The 18,236-nt window shown below is 44.7% G+C and carries 15 protein-coding genes; 10 read left to right on the top strand and 5 right to left on the bottom strand.

From position 1 onward, the window contains the following. Positions 1-113 precede the first annotated feature (113 nt). Positions 114-863 carry a DUF1853 family protein gene (locus tag VIA_RS11600; RefSeq protein ID WP_004413184.1) on the top strand — a complete coding sequence of 250 codons (750 nt, stop codon included), beginning with the start codon at positions 114-116 and terminating at the stop codon, positions 861-863. 387 nt (positions 864-1,250) lie between these two features. On the opposite strand, the gene pgm is transcribed toward VIA_RS11600, so the two are convergent. After that, complete coding sequence (gene pgm, locus VIA_RS11595) at positions 1,251-2,897, bottom strand: phosphoglucomutase (alpha-D-glucose-1,6-bisphosphate-dependent) (RefSeq protein WP_004413183.1); 1,647 nt, start codon at positions 2,895-2,897, stop codon at positions 1,251-1,253. A 90-nt stretch (positions 2,898-2,987) separates the two neighbouring features. Beyond that, positions 2,988-3,536, bottom strand: a complete 549-nt coding sequence (seqA, locus tag VIA_RS11590) for a replication initiation negative regulator SeqA (RefSeq protein ID WP_004413182.1) — start codon at positions 3,534-3,536, stop codon at positions 2,988-2,990. Positions 3,537-3,628: 92 nt separating this feature from the next. Between seqA and VIA_RS11585 the strand changes: the two genes are divergently transcribed. The 3 genes from VIA_RS11585 (at position 3,629) to fldA (ending at position 5,284) form a co-directional block, all read left to right on the top strand. After that, positions 3,629-4,393 carry an alpha/beta fold hydrolase gene (locus tag VIA_RS11585; protein WP_004413181.1) on the top strand — a complete coding sequence of 255 codons (765 nt, stop codon included), beginning with the start codon at positions 3,629-3,631 and terminating at the stop codon, positions 4,391-4,393. Positions 4,394-4,486: 93 nt separating this feature from the next. Then, on the top strand, positions 4,487-4,708 hold the full coding sequence (locus VIA_RS11580) for a DUF2788 domain-containing protein (protein WP_004413180.1): 222 nt from the start codon (positions 4,487-4,489) through the stop codon (positions 4,706-4,708). Between the two features lie 42 nt (positions 4,709-4,750). Continuing rightward, on the top strand, positions 4,751-5,284 hold the full coding sequence (gene fldA / locus VIA_RS11575; RefSeq protein ID WP_004413179.1) for a flavodoxin FldA: 534 nt from the start codon (positions 4,751-4,753) through the stop codon (positions 5,282-5,284). 62 nt (positions 5,285-5,346) lie between these two features. On the opposite strand, the gene VIA_RS11570 is transcribed toward fldA, so the two are convergent. Further along, positions 5,347-5,847 (bottom strand): DUF4442 domain-containing protein, encoded by a 501-nt coding sequence (locus VIA_RS11570; RefSeq protein WP_004413178.1) that lies wholly within the window; start codon positions 5,845-5,847, stop codon positions 5,347-5,349. A 202-nt stretch (positions 5,848-6,049) separates the two neighbouring features. Here VIA_RS11570 and fcrX point away from each other — a divergent pair, with 202 nt between their 5' ends. Further along, positions 6,050-6,499, top strand: coding sequence for a ferric iron uptake transcriptional regulator FcrX (gene fcrX, locus VIA_RS11565; protein ID WP_004413177.1), 450 nt, complete (start codon positions 6,050-6,052; stop codon positions 6,497-6,499). Positions 6,500-6,601: 102 nt separating this feature from the next. Here the strand turns inward: fcrX and glnS are convergent, their stop codons facing one another. Both glnS and nagE read right to left on the bottom strand, forming a co-directional pair. Next, positions 6,602-8,272: a glutamine--tRNA ligase gene (gene glnS / locus VIA_RS11560; protein ID WP_004413176.1), complete on the bottom strand. Its 1,671-nt coding sequence runs from the start codon at positions 8,270-8,272 to the stop codon at positions 6,602-6,604. A gap of 247 nt (positions 8,273-8,519) precedes the next feature. After that, entirely contained in the window at positions 8,520-10,091 is a 1,572-nt protein-coding gene (gene nagE, locus VIA_RS11555; RefSeq protein WP_004418620.1) for an N-acetylglucosamine-specific PTS transporter subunit IIBC, read from the bottom strand. Between the two features lie 482 nt (positions 10,092-10,573). On the opposite strand from nagE, the gene nagA reads away from it, so the two are divergent. From nagA to VIA_RS11530, 5 genes are all read left to right on the top strand, one after another. Continuing rightward, positions 10,574-11,710 (top strand): N-acetylglucosamine-6-phosphate deacetylase, encoded by a 1,137-nt coding sequence (gene nagA, locus VIA_RS11550; RefSeq protein ID WP_004413174.1) that lies wholly within the window; start codon positions 10,574-10,576, stop codon positions 11,708-11,710. Positions 11,711-11,712: 2 nt separating this feature from the next. Continuing rightward, entirely contained in the window at positions 11,713-12,927 is a 1,215-nt protein-coding gene (gene nagC / locus VIA_RS11545; protein WP_004413173.1) for a DNA-binding transcriptional regulator NagC, read from the top strand. A gap of 85 nt (positions 12,928-13,012) precedes the next feature. After that, complete coding sequence (locus tag VIA_RS11540) at positions 13,013-14,602, top strand: cation:proton antiporter family protein (RefSeq protein WP_004418622.1); 1,590 nt, start codon at positions 13,013-13,015, stop codon at positions 14,600-14,602. 222 nt (positions 14,603-14,824) lie between these two features. After that, entirely contained in the window at positions 14,825-16,489 is a 1,665-nt protein-coding gene (gene asnB / locus VIA_RS11535; protein WP_004413171.1) for an asparagine synthase B, read from the top strand. Between the two features lie 295 nt (positions 16,490-16,784). Continuing rightward, entirely contained in the window at positions 16,785-18,176 is a 1,392-nt protein-coding gene (locus tag VIA_RS11530; RefSeq protein ID WP_004413170.1) for a peptide MFS transporter, read from the top strand. Positions 18,177-18,236 lie beyond the last annotated feature (60 nt).

Raw genomic sequence — 18,236 nt, 5'->3', positions numbered from 1 at the left:
ATCTCATTGCTTTCATTACTGCTTTATCTTGCTGTGCAAAGTGTATTCGAACCATAGCAACCTTACCAGCACCTAGCTACAATAGTGGCGTTCAAGCAGATATAGGTTTAAGGATGAACGCTTTACAACGTTTTTATCATTGGGTCCATGAGACGCCATCGCTATTTAATCTGACGCCGCCATTTGTCGATGTCAAAGCGCTGAATATCACTCCTCTAAAACAAGATGATTATCAGGGAAATCCTCGACTAGGCTTCATCTACCAACACCTATGCACTGAGCTCATCAGCAATAGTGAAAAGTATTCGCTGCTCGAAGAAGAGATTCAAATCAATAAGGCATCTGGTCAAACCTTAGGCGCGATTGATCTGATCCTACATAACCTGACGTCACAGCAAAATGAACACTGGGAAGTTGCGATTAAATTCTATCTATTACATCAAGGGATTTGGTACGGACCAAATGCGCATGATCAACTAGATAAAAAACTCGCAAGAATGCTCTCCCATCAATTAAAGATGAGCTCTTCAAATGAATTTCTTGAACAATATCCCCACTATTCAGATCTTTCTGAGCATTTGTTAATCCAAGGGCGTCTTTATATCAATCCTTTTTCGCCAGAGACGATTCCTAATGAGTGTTTAGGTCTTGCCTTAAACCCTAGTCAAATCACTGGTTATTGGTGTTATCAAAGTCAATGGGATCAAATTGGCGAGCCGCTCTATGAACTCGAAAAGCCGCTTTGGGCAATTGGTTTACAAGAGTTCAATAACCCGATAGGCAAAACCAATGGACGATTTGTTCATGCTCAGACAAAAGAAGGGCAGTTTTGGTTTGTTGTGCCTGATAGTTGGCCGAGTTAATAAATACACGATAAGAGCGACCTGCATTACAACTCCTACTATCGTCATCCTCAAGAGTGAGGCGCGAGCGAGTTGGCGATCTCTTATAGCGTGTCGAAGATTGGATGAGATTCCCTACTCCCTCATTCTTCGGTCTATGGAATGACGCGGATAGTCTCAGTATTTGGGGGACCGAAAGCTACTCCCAAATACATAAAAATTGCCTACAACTCCTGCTATCGTCATCCTCAAGAGTGAGGTACGAGCGAGTTGGGGATCTCTTATAGCGTATCGAAGATTGGATGAGATTCCTTACTCGTTCATTCTTCTCTCTAAGGAATGACTGAACTTCCAATAAAAAAGGGCTGACAATTTGTCAGCCCTTAATACAACAGTTAATCGCCTAAATTACAGACCTGCGTTAGCAAACACCTGATTTACGATCTCTTGCGCTTCTGCTTCAATCTGCTTTAAGTGCTCGGCACCTTTAAAGCTCTCACAGTAGATTTTGTAAATATCTTCAGTGCCAGATGGACGCGCAGCAAACCAGCCGTTCTCAGTGGTCACTTTAAGACCGCCAATCGCAGCGCCATTACCCGGTGCATGAGTCAGGCGAGCAGTAATTGCATCACCTGCTAGCGTCTCTGCCGTTACCATTTCAGCAGAAAGCTTAGACAACACTGCTTTTTGCGGGCCATTTGCCACCGCTTGAATACGGTTGTACTCAGACGCACCGTGTTTCGCCGCTAGCTCTTCGTAGTATTCTTGTGGGTTCTTACCTGTTACAGCCGTAATTTCAGCGGCTAGCAGACATAAGATGATGCCATCTTTGTCAGTTGACCAAGGTGAACCGTCTTTACGTAAGAATGAAGCGCCCGCAGACTCTTCACCACCAAAGCCGAATTTACCCTCATAAAGACCATCAACAAACCATTTGAAGCCAACTGGCACTTCACAAAGTTCGCGACCAAGGTCAGCTACTACACGGTCAATCAGCGCACTTGATACCAGTGTCTTACCAACGGCAACGTCTTTGCCCCAACCTTCGCGGTGACGGTAAAGGTAATCAATACATACTGCTAGGAAGTGGTTAGGGTTCATCAAACCTTTTGGCGTCACAATGCCATGACGGTCATAATCTGGGTCATTACCAAACGCTAAGTCGTACTCATCTTTTAGTGCGAGTAAACCTGCCATCGCGTAAGGAGACGAACAGTCCATACGAACCACGCCATCTTTATCCAGTGACATGAACTGGAACGATGGATCGATAGCTTCGCTTACTAGCGTAAGATCAAGGTTGTACGCTTGTCCGATTTGACGCCAGTAATCAATACCGCTACCACCTAATGGATCGACACCCAGTTTAAGGTTGGCTTTTTGGATCGCTTCCATATCAATAACATTCACCAGGTCATCGATATATGGCTTAACAAGATCCATCTGCTTGAATAGAGCTGATGCTTTCGCCTTATCAAGAGGCATACGTTTTACGCCCTGAAGACCTTCCGCGATAAGTACGTTGGCGCGATCTTGAATCGCTTGAGTGAGTTCACCTTCTGCAGGGCCACCATGTGTCGGATTGTATTTAATACCGCCGTCTTGTGGTGGATTGTGTGATGGCGTAATAACAATACCATCCGCTTTGTCATCATGCTTAAGGTTGTACGTCAAAATAGCGTGGGAAACACCCGGAGTCGGAGTATAGCCATTATCTTGCTGAACAATCACTTGTACACCGTTAGCAATGAGAACTTCCACAACGGTCGAGAATGCAGGCTCAGAAAGCGCATGGGTATCTTTACCGACGAAAAGTGGACCTGTAGTGCCCTTCTCTGCACGAACTTCCGCGACCGCTTGAGCAATGGCTAAAATGTGGTGTTCATTAAATGTTGATTTATCCGCGGTACCACGATGGCCAGATGTACCAAATTCAACTTTGTGTTCTGGGTTTGTTGGGTCAGGCTGAAGGAGAAAGTAGTTTGCGACGAGGGCTGGAATATTATGCAGATCTTGCTGTTGAGCTTTTTGTCCCGCTCGTGGGTGCATAGCCATTTTGACATCCTTTCTTAAAATAATGAGAAATAAAAAAACCTCATAATACGTTATCTAAGTCGCGCATTATGAGGTTCTAATCAGAATTATTTAAATTGAGTTAGTGACCTTCTCAATCAGATCTGATGGGAAATTCATTCGAGCCATCAACTGGTCAACCATCTGCCTTTTTCGGCTAGTGTTGTTGTTGGTAATAACCCAAAATGGTGAACCCGGAATAGCCTTTGGCTTCGTCGTGTTACCATTAGCCAGAAGTGTCTGCTCATTATCAGCAAAGTAAACGCGTTTGCGACCTTTTACTTGTGTTGCTTCAGAGAAATCACTCGGGTTAATGTGATGCAGTGTTGATAGAACCAACATAAAACGATCGATCGCTTTCTTAAGGCCAGCAAATTCGTCAGAAATGAGCAGTGAACGCATTTCTTTAACACTATCTACCGACTCTTCTTTAATTGCATCTTTACTAACCACCACACCTTTTGGTTGCGCCATAACCTGCGGCTGTTGTGCTGCTGGAGCAGGATCTTTCGCATCAGTCATAATTAGACGACGCAAAATGTCCGAAGCACTTTCACCGATGTCCTGGGTCTGACTTGCGATGTAACGGTATAGATCCTCATCAACCTCAATTGTTTTCATTCGCTTTTCACAATCTCTATGTTTAAACTCTGGGGGATTATAGCGAGATCTTTAAAGAGACTCTACGGTTTACCTGTAACGAATAGAATAAAATGTCACATCTGCTCAACTACAAAGTCGAAGGTGAGGGTCACACCATTGTTCTGATCCACGGATTGTTTGGAAACTTAGATAACCTAGGTCTACTTGCACGTGATCTAAGAAATGATCATCAGGTGGTTAGCATCGACCTGCGCAACCATGGCTTATCTCTACATACTGAAGAGCACAATTACGCGCTAATGGCTCAAGATGTGCTTGATGTTGTGAAGCACTTGGAGCTGTCCAACTACATTGTCGTTGGTCACTCAATGGGTGGTAAAGTGGCAATGAAACTCGCCGACATTGATAGAGGTAATATTGCCAAACTACTGGTGCTTGATATGGCGCCGGTAAAATATAGCCAAAGTCGCCATGACAATGTTTTTGATGGCCTAAAAGCGGTTGAAGCTCAACAGCCAGCAAACAGAAAGCAAGCACTCGACATCCTTGCCCAGCATATTGAGCTCGAAGGAGTACGGCAGTTCCTAGGTAAATCATTGTTTAACAATGGCGAACACCTAGCTTGGCGCTTTAACGTCACTAGCCTTTGGAATAACTACTGGGATATTTTAGGCTGGGAGCCTATCAGCTCGATTGACACTCCAACGTTGTTTCTAAAAGGTGGTGATTCTGATTATCTAACCGCAGAACACCAAGCCGCCGTTCAAAGTCAATTTAAGAATGCGAAAGCCCATGTTATTGCCAATACTGGGCACTGGTTACATGCAGAAAAGCCTGCAGAAGTGCTACGCGCGATTCGTAAATTCATTGCCTAAAACAGAATGAGAGCTCTGTTACGCTCTGGCCGTTAACTTTATCTGTTAACAGTGGTATAGTTCCGCGCAAGTAATTTGGCATAAAGGGAACCCATGCTTTACGACTACATGAACATGCTCGAGTCAATTGGTCTCGATCTACTTTTTGCGTCTATCTTTTTCTTAATTGGTATGGCGATAAAAGATGTCTTAAAAGCGGGTAATGTCCCCCCTTTCGGTCGTCGCATTGTATGGTTAGTCCTATTCCTTGGCTGTGCTGGCTTTATTGCTAAAGGCATTATTCAGCTCAGCTGGGAAGGTGGTGGTATCGGCTAATTGGTCGGCACTACAACAGAAAATAGTAAAGGTAACGAATCTATGGCAAGTGTAGGCATCTTCTTTGGTAGCGACACAGGTAACACTGAAGCTGTTGCAAAGATGATTCAAAAGCAACTAGGTAAACAACTAGTTCACGTTCAAGACATCGCAAAAAGCAGCAAAGAAGACATCGACAACTTCGATCTTCTGCTTCTAGGTATCCCAACGTGGTACTACGGCGAAGCACAATGTGACTGGGATGATTTCTTCCCAGAACTTGAGCAGATCGATTTCTCAACTAAGCTAGTCGCTATCTTTGGTTGTGGTGACCAAGAAGATTACGCAGAATACTTCTGTGATGCGATGGGCACAGTTCGTGACATCGTTGAAGCGAAAGGTGGTACTATCCTTGGTCACACTTCAACTGACGGCTACGAATTTGAAGCTTCAAAAGGTCTTGTTGAAGGCGACGATAGCCTGTTTGTTGGTCTGTGTATTGATGAAGATCGTCAACCAGAACTAACAGAAGAGCGCGTTAACAACTGGTGTAAGCAGATCCACGAAGAGATGTGCTTAGCTGAGCTAGAAGACTAATACCTTCTACCTCGCCAATTTAAAAACCTCCCAATGGGAGGTTTTTTTGTATCTATTTATGACTAAGCAAGTTGCTCTTCACTCTCTTCGCGGTATTTAGGCTTTTTACGTACATAAAGCTTTCGCTGAACCTCTGATACCACAGCTCCGTTTTTATCCTTTACGTATGTAATGAACTCCGGGAAGCACTTATCCCCGTTCGACGTCTGGTTGAGGATTTCTTGCAACTGATCCTGACTGACACAAAAATCGGCATAAAGGTCGCTCTGGCCAGGTTTGATAAAGTTGATACTCGCCTCTTTATCCCACACATAATATTCCTCACCTAGAATCCCCATCAACATCAATGAATAAACAGGATCAGTGAGAGAAAAGATACTGCCACCATACTGAGTGCGATTGGCATTTTTGTTCCACCAACGAAGCTTTAACCTCATCTTCACCTCGCGGAAATCGTCACTGATCGATAATATTTTAATTCCGGCTCCCCAAAAAGGCGGCCAACTATTAAGTGCAAACTTCACCACATTAGGCTTATATATTTTGGCTAATGATTTATTCATTCTCAGTCCCTAAGTACAAGCTCCTTTATTTTGTTAACTAATTGTAACTGGTCGGATGTCACATATCAGTGACATCACACCACTTTATAAAAAAATAGTAGTAACCCCTTGAAGTTCGTGGTTTATTGTTATTGTGTAGTACCCTATAATGATAGGAATATTGGATTCTGTTAATTACTGCAGCTCATCAACAGGAAAGTATATGTCAGACAATAACCAAGCGCTAAAGGATGCTGGTCTTAAAGTTACCCTTCCAAGACTGAAGATTTTAGAAGTACTACAGCAACCTGACTGCCAACATATCAGTGCTGAAGAACTGTATAAGAAACTGATCGATTTAGGTGAAGAAATCGGCCTAGCGACAGTGTATCGTGTATTAAACCAATTTGATGATGCAGGTATCGTGACCCGCCACCACTTTGAAGGTGGAAAGTCAGTGTTTGAATTATCGACTCAGCACCACCACGACCATCTTGTTTGTTTGGATTGTGGAGAAGTTATTGAGTTCTCTGATGATGTCATTGAAGAACGTCAAAAAGAAATCGCTGAAAAATATAACGTAACGCTAACTAACCACAGCCTTTACCTCTACGGTAAGTGTGGTGACGGTAGCTGTAAAGATAACCCTGACGCTCACAAGCCGAAGAAGTAATCTTAGAAAGCGCTCAAGCTCAATGAGCGCTTTTATTTTATCTACCCTATAGATACAAAAATGCCAGTCATGTGACTGGCATTTTCTATTTAGAGAGGTCGCTTACTTAGCTTCTATTTTAGCCCAAGTATCACGTAACCCTACAGTGCGGTTAAAGACTAAAGCATCCGCTTTCGACTCTTTCGCATCCGCGCAGAAGTAACCCATACGCTCAAACTGGAAACCAGCTTCCGCTTCTGCACTTGCTAGGCTTGGTTCAACAAAACCATTAAGCTTCACAAGAGAGTCTGGGTTAATTGTCTCAGCAAAGTTGTCTGCTGCAGCTGGGTTAGGCACTGTAAATAGACGGTCGTACAGGCGAATTTCAGCTGGTAGACCTTTATCCGCCGACACCCAGTGAATCACGCCTTTCACTTTACGGCCATCTTCTGGGTTCTTACCTAGCGTATCCGCATCGTAGCTACAGAAGATCGTCGTGATATTGCCTTCTGCATCTTTCTCAATGCGTTCAGCTTTGATCACGTAAGCACCGCGTAGACGAACTTCTTTACCTAGAACTAGACGCTTGTACTTTTTATTCGCTTCTTCGCGGAAGTCTTCACGCTCAATCCACACTTCACGAGTAAATGGAACTTCACGCTCACCCATTTCAGGTTTGTTCGGGTGGTTTGCCACAGTTAATGACTCAACCTTCCCTTCCTCGAAGTTCTCAATGACGATCTTAACTGGGTCAAGTACCGCCATTGCACGTGGAGCGTTCTCATTCAAGTCATCACGAATACAAGACTCTAGCGAGCCCATTTCAATCATGTTGTCTTGCTTAGTCACACCAATACGCTTACAGAATTCACGAATAGACGCAGAGGTAAAGCCACGACGACGTAGGCCAGAGATAGTCGGCATACGAGGGTCATCCCAACCATCAACCAATTTCTCAGTGACGAGTTGGTTTAGCTTACGCTTAGACATTACCGTGTACTCAAGGTTCAGACGGCTGAACTCGTACTGACGAGGCTGACAATCAATCGTGATGTTGTCTAGAACCCAGTCGTATAGACGGCGGTTGTCTTGGAACTCAAGCGTACAAATTGAGTGCGTAATGCCTTCTAGAGCATCGGAAATACAGTGCGTGAAATCGTACATTGGGTAAATGCACCACTTATCACCAGTTTGGTGATGCTCTGCAAAACGGACGCGGTATAGAACTGGATCGCGCAGCACGATGAAAGAAGACGCAAGGTCAATCTTCGCACGTAGGCACGCTTTGCCTTCTTCGAAGCCACCGTCACGCATTTTTTCAAATAGCGCTAGGTTCTCTTCTGGCGTACGATCACGGTATGGGCTTGGCTTACCTGGTTGGGTAAGTGTGCCACGGTACTCGCGGATCTGCTCAGGACTTAGCTCTTCAACGTACGCTAAGCCTTTGTTAATTAATTCCACTGCGTAGCCATATAGCTTGTCGAAGTAGTTTGATGAGTAACATACATCACCGCTCCACTCGAAGCCTAACCAGCTCACATCATTCTTAATCGACTCAACGTATTCAACGTCTTCTTTTTCTGGGTTAGTGTCATCAAAACGAAGGTTACACTGACCCTGGTAGTCCTGAGCAATACCGAAGTTCAAGCAAATTGACTTAGCGTGACCGATATGCAGATAACCGTTAGGCTCTGGCGGGAAACGAGTATGCACGCTTGTGTGTGTACCATCCGCTAAATCTTTATCAATGATTTGGCGAATGAAATTCGATGGACGAGCCTCAGCTTCACTCATCTATAGCACCTCAATTGTTGTAGTATTGTTCAGATAATTCTTTACTTTGACGGTATCAGTAGCCGTCAAGTACATAACGTCTAATGATCCACAATTATGATGGATTACACAACAATATCTCGACTGAAAACACTTTTTTTTTCATTGTCTGGTTAAGAAGCTAGCATTGTTCATCAAACCTGAAGCAATAAACGTAAAAAAGCCTCCCGAAGGAGGCTTTCATCACTTACTTATTAACTTGTCGTTACTAAGGAAGTTTTACATCAGATAGGTCTTCGTTAGCACCGATTGCTTTCATTTCGCCAGCAACGATTTCAGCTAGAGGACCAAGGATAACTTGAAGGTTGTTCTCACCTAGTTTAACTACACCCTTCGCACCAAGCTTCTTAAGTACTACTTCGTCAGCTACAGAGCGGTCTTTTAGAGTAAGACGTAGACGAGTGATACAAGCATCGATTGACGTTAGGTTGTCGTGACCACCTAGAGCTTTTAGGTATTGACGAGCAAGGTCACCTTTTGGAGCATCGCCCGCTGGCGCTGCTGCAGCTTCATCATCATCTTCACGACCTGGCGACTTCAAGTTGAATGCGCGGATTGCGAAGCTGAAAGTGAAGAAGTATAGAGCACCGAAAGCTAGACCGATTAGCAGTAGAGTTACCGGCTTAGTTGCTAGACCCCAGTTTAGGATGAAGTCGATTAGACCTGCAGAGAAGCCGAAGCCGTGCAGAGTACCAAACATGTTAGCAACTACTAGAGATAGACCAGTGAATACCGCGTGCATTGCGTATAGCGCTGGCGCTAGGAATACGAACATGAATTCTAGTGGCTCTGTGATACCTGTTAGGAATGAACAGAAGCCTACTGAGAATAGTGCACCACCAACTTGGCTGCGTTTTTCAGCTGGAGCTGCTAGGTACATTGCTAGAGCTGCACCAGGTAGACCGAACATCATTACAGGGAAGAAGCCGTTCATGAATACGCCAGCAGACTTGTCGCCGCCGAAGTAACGGTGTAAGTCACCAGATTTAACTGTTTCAGTTACTTCTTTAACAGTTGCTGTGATTTCTGGAGTTACAGAGTTAGCGAATTCGAATGTGTGTGATTGACCAGCAACAAGAGTCTTAGCTAGAGCTGGGTCTACACAAAGCTGTTGTAGAGCAGGAAGAGCTTGACCAGCAGCTTGAGCACCAGTAACTAGAACTTCTTGACACGTACCCATACCGAACCAGAAGTACGAGTTAAGAACGTGGTGAAGACCTACAGGGATTAGTGCACGGTTAAGAGTACCGTAAACAAACTGACCAACAGCGCCAGAAGTCGATACAGCGTGTGCTAGTGCGTCAAGACCACCTTGAATGCTTGGCCATACAACACCAGAAACAGCACCTGCCACTAGCGCGAATAGACCAGCCATGATTGGTACTAGACGTTTGCCAGAGAAGAATGCCAACCACTCAGGAAGACGTGTAGCATGGAAAGCGTTGTAAGAGTGACCAGCAATGATACCAGCGATGATACCACCAAAGAATGACATGTTAACGTCAGCGTTGATTGTTGTTGCTGTTGCTGTTAGTACGAAGTACGCTACCGCACCCGCTAGGCCAGCAGCACCTTGACCGTCTTTAGAAAGACCAATCGCGATACCTAGACCGAATAGAAGAGGCAGTTGACCGAAGATAGCACCACCAGCTTGCGCCATGAATGGGATATCAAGAAGGTCACCTTGACCTAAACGTAGTAAGAGCGCCGCAACTGGAAGCGTTGCGATAGGAAGCATAAGAGCTTTACCTAACTTTTGCGCATATCCAAGAATATTCACCTTAAGTTCCCCCTATAGGATTTTGTATTTTGGTCGAGCTACTTTTTTTAGTCGCTCAATTTAGTCCTGTTCAGTTTATGATATTAATTTTGCTCCGCAAATTAAAACCTCATCATTTGTGATCCTAATCACCAGAAACTGGCAATATCCAAGGTTTTTGCTAGCGAGATCATAAAACTTATTTTACAATCCAAAAAAATAGCATTCATTAGAGTGAAATCGAGTTACTCTTATCCAATAGAAATAGGCTGCGAGACTTGCTATCTCTAGCATCTTGCGAGGTTTTCGCTAAGGCATTGTTCTCAAGCAAGCTCAGTAACGGCCAAGGCTAACATCGATTTTAGACGACTCATTTTTTCGTTTGCTAAAGATATTTTGCGACCTAATTGAAGGCTACAAATAAAGTAATTGTTTTCACGGAGCTTACTTCATTTAGGCGCCTAAAAAGTATTAAGAATCTAACCTATAAGGATTAGCTAACCATGTATGCGCTAACTAACTGTAAAATCTTTACCGGCAGCGACGTCCTCGTTGAACATGCTGTTATCATTAACAACAACCTTATTGATGCTGTATGTCCAATTTCGGAGCTTCCTGAAGGCATTGAGACTCGTGACCTAAATGGCGCTAACCTTAGCCCTGGCTTCATCGACTTACAGTTAAATGGTTGTGGTGGCGTAATGCTGAACGATGAAATCACAGCAGAAACCATGCAGATCATGCACGAAGCTAACCTAAAATCGGGCTGTACAAGCTTCCTACCAACGCTGATCACCTCATCTGATCAAGATATGCGTCAAGCAGTTGCTGCTGCACGTGACTACCACGCGAAGTACCAAAACCAGTCGTTAGGTCTGCACCTTGAAGGTCCATACCTTAACGTTGCAAAAAAAGGCATTCACAGTGTTGATTTCATCCGTCCTTCGGATGACAGCATGATCGACTTCATGTGCGAAAACGCTGACGTGATTGCAAAAGTAACACTAGCACCTGAGCACAACGAAGCTGCACACATTGAACGCCTCAAGCAAGCTGGTATCGTTGCGTCTATTGGTCATACCAACGCAACTTACGCGGAAGCGCGTCGCGGCTTTGATGCTGGTATCACTTTCGCCACTCATCTATTCAATGCAATGACCCCTATGGTTGGTCGTGAGCCAGGTGTTGTTGGCGCGATCTACGATACGCCAGACGTATACGCCGGCATCATTGCTGACGGTTTCCACGTTGACTACGCAAACATTCGTATCGCTCACAAAATTAAGGGCGAAAAATTAGTATTAGTGACCGATGCCACAGCTCCTGCAGGCGCTGACATGGATTACTTTATTTTTGTTGGTAAGAAAGTATATTACCGAGATGGTAAGTGTGTTGATGAAAATGGCACACTAGGCGGCTCAGCACTTACAATGATCGAAGCAGTTCAAAATACTGTTGAGCACGTCGGAATCGCTCTGGACGAAGCACTACGCATGGCTACTTTGTACCCAGCAAAAGCAATCGGTGTTGAAGAGCAGCTAGGCCGAGTGAAGAAAGGCATGGTTGCAAACCTCACTGTATTTGATCGTGACTTCAATGTTCAGGCGACGGTTGTTAACGGACAATACGAGCAAAATTAAGAATGAATGGCGGACAAATAGGTAACGTAGATTTAGTAAAACAACTAAATAGTGCAGCAGTTTACAGACTCATCGACCAACAAGGCCCTATTTCTAGGATCCAAGTTGCCGACGTCAGTCAACTGGCACCCGCAAGTGTTACAAAAATCACCCGCCAACTTTTAGAGCGCGGCCTAATTAAAGAGGTCGCGCAGCAAGCATCTACTGGTGGTCGTCGCGCAATATCTCTCACAACAGAGGTTGAACCGTTCCACTCTGTAGCCATTCGTCTTGGCCGCGACTACATTCAGTTCAGTCTTTACGACTTAGGTGGCAAAGAGCTCGCTTCAGCTTACTGCGAGTTCTTCTACACCACTCAAGAAGAGCTAACTGAAGGCTTGCTAACGCAGCTTAAGCAATTTATTCAAACTCACCAAAACTCTATCAATCAGCTTATTGCCATTGGTGTAACGCTTCCTGGCCTGGTTAACCCAGAGACGGGAGTGGTTGAGTACATGCCAAACATACCCATCGACAACCTCGCAATATCAGAAATCATCCATAATTCATTCCATGTGCAATGTTTTGTGGGTAACGATGTGCGTGGCATGGCGTTGGCAGAGCACTACTTTGGCGCAAGCCAAGATTGCCAAGATTCTATCTTAGTCAGCGTCCACCGCGGCACGGGTGCAGGTATTATCGTCAATGGTCAGGTTTTCTTAGGCTACAACCGTAACGTTGGTGAGATCGGTCATATTCAAATTGATCCACTAGGTGAGCAGTGCCAATGTGGTAACTTCGGTTGTTTGGAAACGGTAGCAGCAAACCCTGCGATCGTTGAGCGCGTTAATAAACTTATCAAGCAAGGCTATGAATCTAGCCTAACAACGCTTGATACAATTAACATTTCTGATGTCTGCGAGCATGCAAACCTTGGCGATGAACTTGCAAAACAGAGCTTAGTCCGTGTTGGTAACAAGCTAGGTAAAGCAATCGCGATTACCATTAACCTGTTTAACCCGCAAAAAGTCATCATCGCTGGCGATATTACCCAATGTGAAGAGATAGTCTTCCCTGCCATTCGTCGTAATGTCGAAAATCAATCCTTAACAACTTTCCATAATGACTTGCCAATTGTCGCGTCAAAGATTGATAAGCAGCCTACCCTGGGTGCCTTTGCGATGATTAAGCGTGCAATGCTTAATGGCGTCTTGTTACAAAAATTGTTAGAAGATTAATCTTCTCCCCCTGTAAGCAACTAATTGAGTTAGAATAACGGGCTACGACATGTAGCCCGTTTTTTTAGGAAGAAATAACACAAATATGGAACTCATCTTAATTTCAGCGGCTTTTTTAGCTGGTTTTATTGCACTCAAATGCAACCTTCCCCCGTTAGTCGGATTCTTGCTTGCCGGTTTTGGTTTACACGCAATGGGCTATCAGAGTGACGATACTATCGTGACTTTAGCCGACCTTGGTGTCACATTACTTCTGTTCACTATCGGTCTGAAATTAGACATCAAGACCCTGCTTTCAAAAGAGATCTGGGCTGGTGCAACGATTCATAACTTGTTATCGACGGCTATTTTTAGCCTCGCCCTATTCTGTTTTAAATTCTTAGGTGTCAGCTCTTTAGCAGCGATGTCTATTGAACAAATCGTTCTGCTTGGCTTTGCTCTCTCTTTCTCTAGTACCGTTTTCGCGGTGAAGTCATTGCAAGAAAAAGGTGAGATGAACGCCACTTACGGTACCATTGCCATTGGTATCTTGGTTATGCAGGATATCTTTGCTGTTGTTTTCTTAACTGCGTCAACGGGTAAAATCCCAGAGTGGTATGCCATTGGTCTCTTTGCCCTTCCGCTACTAAGACCACTCTTTTTCAAAATGCTTGATTGGGTTGGCCATGGTGAGATGCTAGTACTACTGGGGGTTTTCTTTGCCCTAGTCGCTGGCGCTGGCTTATTTGAACTTGTTGGCATGAAACCGGACTTAGGTGCACTTATTCTCGGTATGATGCTCGCCGCGCATAAAAAAGCCTCCGAGCTCTCTAAATCGCTATTCAATTTGAAGGAACTTTTCCTCGTTTGCTTCTTTCTTAACATTGGTCTTTCAGCCAGCCCAACGTTATCGGGGTTTGCTTTAGCAATTTTGTTCCTATTGCTACTACCTCTAAAAGGAGTGCTCTACTTCCTAGTACTCAATGCATTTAAGTTCCGTGTCCGTACTTCGCTACTCGCATCACTAAGCTTGTTTAACTTCAGTGAGTTTGGTCTGATTGTTGGTGGGCTAGCGTTTAAAATGGGTTGGATGAGCGGTGACATTCTTGTCGCACTTGCCATTGCAGTGTCTATTTCGTTTGTACTCGCTGCTCCAATTAATCACCATGGGCATGCCTTGTATCAACGCTCCGGCCGATGGCTACGCGAGCACGCAGCAGAAAAGCTCAATACTCGCGATCAGCTTATTAATCCAGGCCATGCTCAAGTACTCATCCTCGGTATGGGACGTATCGGTACTGGCGCTTACGATGAACTTAGAAATCGCTACGGTAAAATCAGCTTAGGCATTGAGGTTCGTGAAGATGCGGCTCATCAACACAAAGCTCACGGACGAAATGTCATTTCCGGCGATGCAACCGACCCAGATTTTTGGGAACGTATTTTAGATACCGCGAATGTAAAGTTGGTTTTACTAGCAATGCCACATCACCAAGGTAATCAAGTCGCATTAGAGCAGCTTCAGCGTCGTAACTTTAAAGGGCAAATTGCGGCTATTGCAGAATACCCCGATCAGCTTGAGTCGCTTATTGATGGTGGCGTCGATGCTGCATTCAACATCTATAGTGAAGCTGGTAGTGGTTTTGCACGCCATGTGTGTGACCAACTACAACCCAAGTTTAACCAAGTAAACTAACGTCAACACCGCTTCACTAAGCCGCTCATTTCGAGCGGCTTTTTTATCACTTGTTCAAATAAACAACAAAACCTAGATTTCATACACCAAAATGCACATTTAATTAGATTTCATTCACCATTATGTCGTTATGATTATTTTTTTAATCAAACACGGTTGATTTTTTTAATCAAAATGGCAAATTGAAGTTAGAAAGTTAATATGAATTTAAAGGGAAGTTGTATGTGTTCGATTTTTGGTATTTTAGACATCAAAAGTGATGCTGAGACGCTACGTCCAATTGCACTAGAAATGTCTAAAAAACTGCGTCATCGCGGTCCAGACTGGTCTGGAATTTATTCTTCAGAAAAAGCAATTCTTGCGCATGAGCGTTTAGCGATTGTTGGTTTAAATAGTGGTGCTCAACCGCTATATAGCCCAGACAAAAAACACATCCTTGCAGTGAATGGTGAGATCTACAACCACAAAGAGATCCGCGCACGTTACGAAGGTAAATACGACTTCCAAACAGACTCCGACTGTGAAGTAATCTTAGCGCTATACCAAGATATGGGCGCAGACCTGCTTGAAGAGCTGAACGGCATCTTCGCATTTGTTCTTTACGATGAAGAAAAAGACCAGTACCTCGTAGGGCGCGACCATATCGGTATTATCCCGCTGTACCAAGGTCATGATGAACACGGTAACTACTACGTCGCTTCTGAAATGAAAGCCTTGGTGCCTGTATGTAAAACGGTTAGCGAATTCGCACCGGGCAGCTACTACAGCTCTACAGACTCAGAGACTCAACGTTACTACATCCGCGACTGGAACGAATACGCTGCGGTACAAGGTAACTCAACAAGTAAAGAAGAACTGACTGAAGCACTAGAAGCGGCGGTTAAGCGCCAGCTAATGACTGACGTACCTTACGGTGTACTCCTTTCAGGCGGTCTAGATTCATCGATCACTTCTGCGGTTGCTAAACGCTTTGCTGCAATGCGTATTGAAGATGATGAAAAATCTGAAGCATGGTGGCCACAACTTCACTCATTTGCTGTCGGCCTTGAAGGTGCGCCAGACTTGAAGGCAGCACGAGAAGTCGCTGACCAAATCGGTACCGTTCACCACGAGATGACCTACACCATTCAAGAAGGTCTCGATGCGATTCGTGACGTTATCTACCATATCGAAACGTATGACGTCACCACTATCCGTGCCTCTACGCCTATGTTCCTAATGGGACGTAAAATCAAAGCTATGGGTATCAAGATGGTTCTGTCAGGCGAAGGCGCAGATGAAATCTTTGGCGGTTACCTCTACTTCCACAAAGCGCCAAACGCAAAAGAGTTCCACGAAGAGACAGTACGTAAACTGCTTGCTCTGAACATGTTTGACTGTGCTCGTGCGAACAAATCGCTTGCTGCATGGGGTGTTGAAGGTCGTGTACCTTTCCTAGATAAAGAGTTTATCGACGTTGCAATGCGCCTAAACCCAGAAGACAAGATGTGTGGCAACGGTAAGATGGAGAAACATATCCTACGTGAGTGTTTCGAACACTACCTACCAGAGGCAATCGCATGGCGCCAGAAAGAGCAGTTCTCTGACGGCGTTGGCTACAGCTGGATTGACACACTTAAAGAAGTTGCTGAAGCTAAGGTCACTGACCAACAGATGGAAACAGCAGCATTCCGCTTCCCATACAACACTCCAACAACCAAAGAGGGTTACGTATATCGTGAGATCTTTGAAGAGTTGTTCCCACTACCATCAGCGGCAGAGTGTGTTCCAGGTGGTCCGTCAGTAGCATGTTCATCTGCTAAAGCGATTGAATGGGATGAGTCATTTAAGAATATGGCAGACCCATCAGGTCGTGCAGTGCAAAGTGTCCACAACGACGCTTACTAACCACAACTCATTTCTATTCTAAAGGCACCCAAGCGGTGTCTTTTTTTATCACTCTACCAACAACAAATTCACCACACCAATACCGACAACAATTTTGCAAACAAAGCTCAATTTTGGAAACTAAGTTTGTAGCACGGACAATATGTAATCCTCACAACAATTAATTCCTTACAAGTCATAAGGTTAGAGTTTTAATCTCACAATATCGACGATTATTGCCGATTGCAGTCTATGTACCCAAAGAGTATATGTAGGAGCCAATAAAAAACGATAATAGCTAAGATTAATAAAACTTATGACAAACCAACATCACCAATTTTTTGGCCATCCACGTGGCCTATTCCTACTGTTCGGTACCGAACTTTGGGAGCGATTCTCTTACTACGCAATGCGCGCTATCTTAGTACTCTATTTAACAGATGCGACGATGAACGGCGGCTTAGGCTGGTCGACTAAAGATGCTCTTGATCTATATGGCATCTATACTGGACTAGTTTATATTACCCCAATGATCGGCGGCTACCTTGCTGATAACTACCTTGGTCAACGCCGTTCTATTTTGATTGGTGGCGCTTTAATGGCCATCGGCCAATTTACCCTAGCACTTCCAGCAGACATGATTGGGCTTAGTGTTACCCACAGTTTCTATCTTGGCCTTGCTTTGCTTATCATCGGTAACGGTCTCTTTAAACCCAATATTTCCACTATGGTTGGTGACTTGTATGAAGAAGGTGACAACCGTCGTGACGGTGCCTTTACCATCTTCTACATGGGCATTAACTTAGGTGCGTTAATCGCAGGTGTCGCATCAGGATCCGTCACTAACTCATTTGGTTGGAAAGCTGGCTTCCTAGTTGCTGGCCTAGGCATGATCATCAGCCTAGTGATGCAGATGACGCTGGCAAAGTCATGGCTTGGTGATATCGGTGTTGTTCCAGCAGCAGCACGTGATCTCGAGAAAAAGAAATCAGCAACGAAGCAACCACTGACTAAACAAGAGGTCGATCGCCTTAAAGTGATTTTGGTAATGGGTCTGTTTGTGATCGTATTCTGGGCGGGCTTTGAGCAAGCTGGCGGTCTGATGAATATCTACACTCAGCAGTACACTGATCGTATGATCGGCGGTTTTGAAGTTCCGGCTGCTTGGTTCCAGTCACTTAATCCATTCTTCATTATTACCCTAGCGCCTCTACTTGCTGCGCTTTGGGTGAAGCTCGGACCTAAAGAGCCAAACTCACCAGTTAAGTTCGCGCTTGCACTGTTCTTCTTAGCACTTGGTTTCCTATGTATGGTGGGTGCCGTTATGGAACAAGGCGGCGACACTGCAGTGAAAACATCAATGCTGTGGCTTGTCGGTGCGTTCTTCTTCCACACTCTGGGTGAGCTGTGCCTATCACCAATCGGTCTATCTCTTGTGACCAAACTTGCTCCACTTCGCCTTGCTTCTCTGATGATGGGTGCATGGTTCGGCTTTAACGCGATTGCTAACTATGTAGCAGGTCTGATCGGCTCTCACGTAGGTGAGCTGGGCGCACTACCAATCTTTGGTGGTATCGCGATTGCAGCAACGGTTTCTGGTGTCATCCTACTGATGTTCTCTAATACACTGGTTCGTTGGATGCATGGCGCAGAAAGCCCAATGAGCAATGCTGAGCAAGTTGAAGAGCAACAAGCGCAAGTCGCTTAACAGCATCTTACTCGCGATAAGAAATAAAAACGCCCGACCATCACTGGCCGGGCGTTTTTC

Origin of the sequence: Vibrio orientalis CIP 102891 = ATCC 33934 (assembly GCF_000176235.1) — a bacterium.
Lineage (GTDB): Bacteria > Pseudomonadota > Gammaproteobacteria > Enterobacterales > Vibrionaceae > Vibrio > Vibrio orientalis.
The sequence above is the reverse complement of the archived record's forward strand: the minus strand, read 5'-3'. Positions and strand labels throughout refer to the sequence as shown.

Bases quoted from the DNA above. Each gene is read 5' to 3' on its own strand.
- VIA_RS11600 (WP_004413184.1), top strand. From the start codon at position 114: ATGAACGCTTTACAACGTTTTTATCATTGGGTCCATGAGACGCCATCG.
- VIA_RS11585 (WP_004413181.1), top strand. From the start codon at position 3,629: ATGTCACATCTGCTCAACTACAAAGTCGAAGGTGAGGGTCACACCATT.
- nagA (WP_004413174.1), top strand. From the start codon at position 10,574: ATGTATGCGCTAACTAACTGTAAAATCTTTACCGGCAGCGACGTCCTC.
- fcrX (WP_004413177.1), top strand. From the start codon at position 6,050: ATGTCAGACAATAACCAAGCGCTAAAGGATGCTGGTCTTAAAGTTACC.
- VIA_RS11530 (WP_004413170.1), top strand. From the start codon at position 16,785: ATGACAAACCAACATCACCAATTTTTTGGCCATCCACGTGGCCTATTC.
- nagC (WP_004413173.1), top strand. From the start codon at position 11,713: ATGAATGGCGGACAAATAGGTAACGTAGATTTAGTAAAACAACTAAAT.
- seqA (WP_004413182.1), bottom strand. From the start codon at position 3,536: ATGAAAACAATTGAGGTTGATGAGGATCTATACCGTTACATCGCAAGT.
- asnB (WP_004413171.1), top strand. From the start codon at position 14,825: ATGTGTTCGATTTTTGGTATTTTAGACATCAAAAGTGATGCTGAGACG.
- fldA (WP_004413179.1), top strand. From the start codon at position 4,751: ATGGCAAGTGTAGGCATCTTCTTTGGTAGCGACACAGGTAACACTGAA.
- VIA_RS11580 (WP_004413180.1), top strand. From the start codon at position 4,487: ATGCTTTACGACTACATGAACATGCTCGAGTCAATTGGTCTCGATCTA.
- glnS (WP_004413176.1), bottom strand. From the start codon at position 8,272: ATGAGTGAAGCTGAGGCTCGTCCATCGAATTTCATTCGCCAAATCATT.
- VIA_RS11570 (WP_004413178.1), bottom strand. From the start codon at position 5,847: ATGAATAAATCATTAGCCAAAATATATAAGCCTAATGTGGTGAAGTTT.
- pgm (WP_004413183.1), bottom strand. From the start codon at position 2,897: ATGGCTATGCACCCACGAGCGGGACAAAAAGCTCAACAGCAAGATCTG.
- VIA_RS11540 (WP_004418622.1), top strand. From the start codon at position 13,013: ATGGAACTCATCTTAATTTCAGCGGCTTTTTTAGCTGGTTTTATTGCA.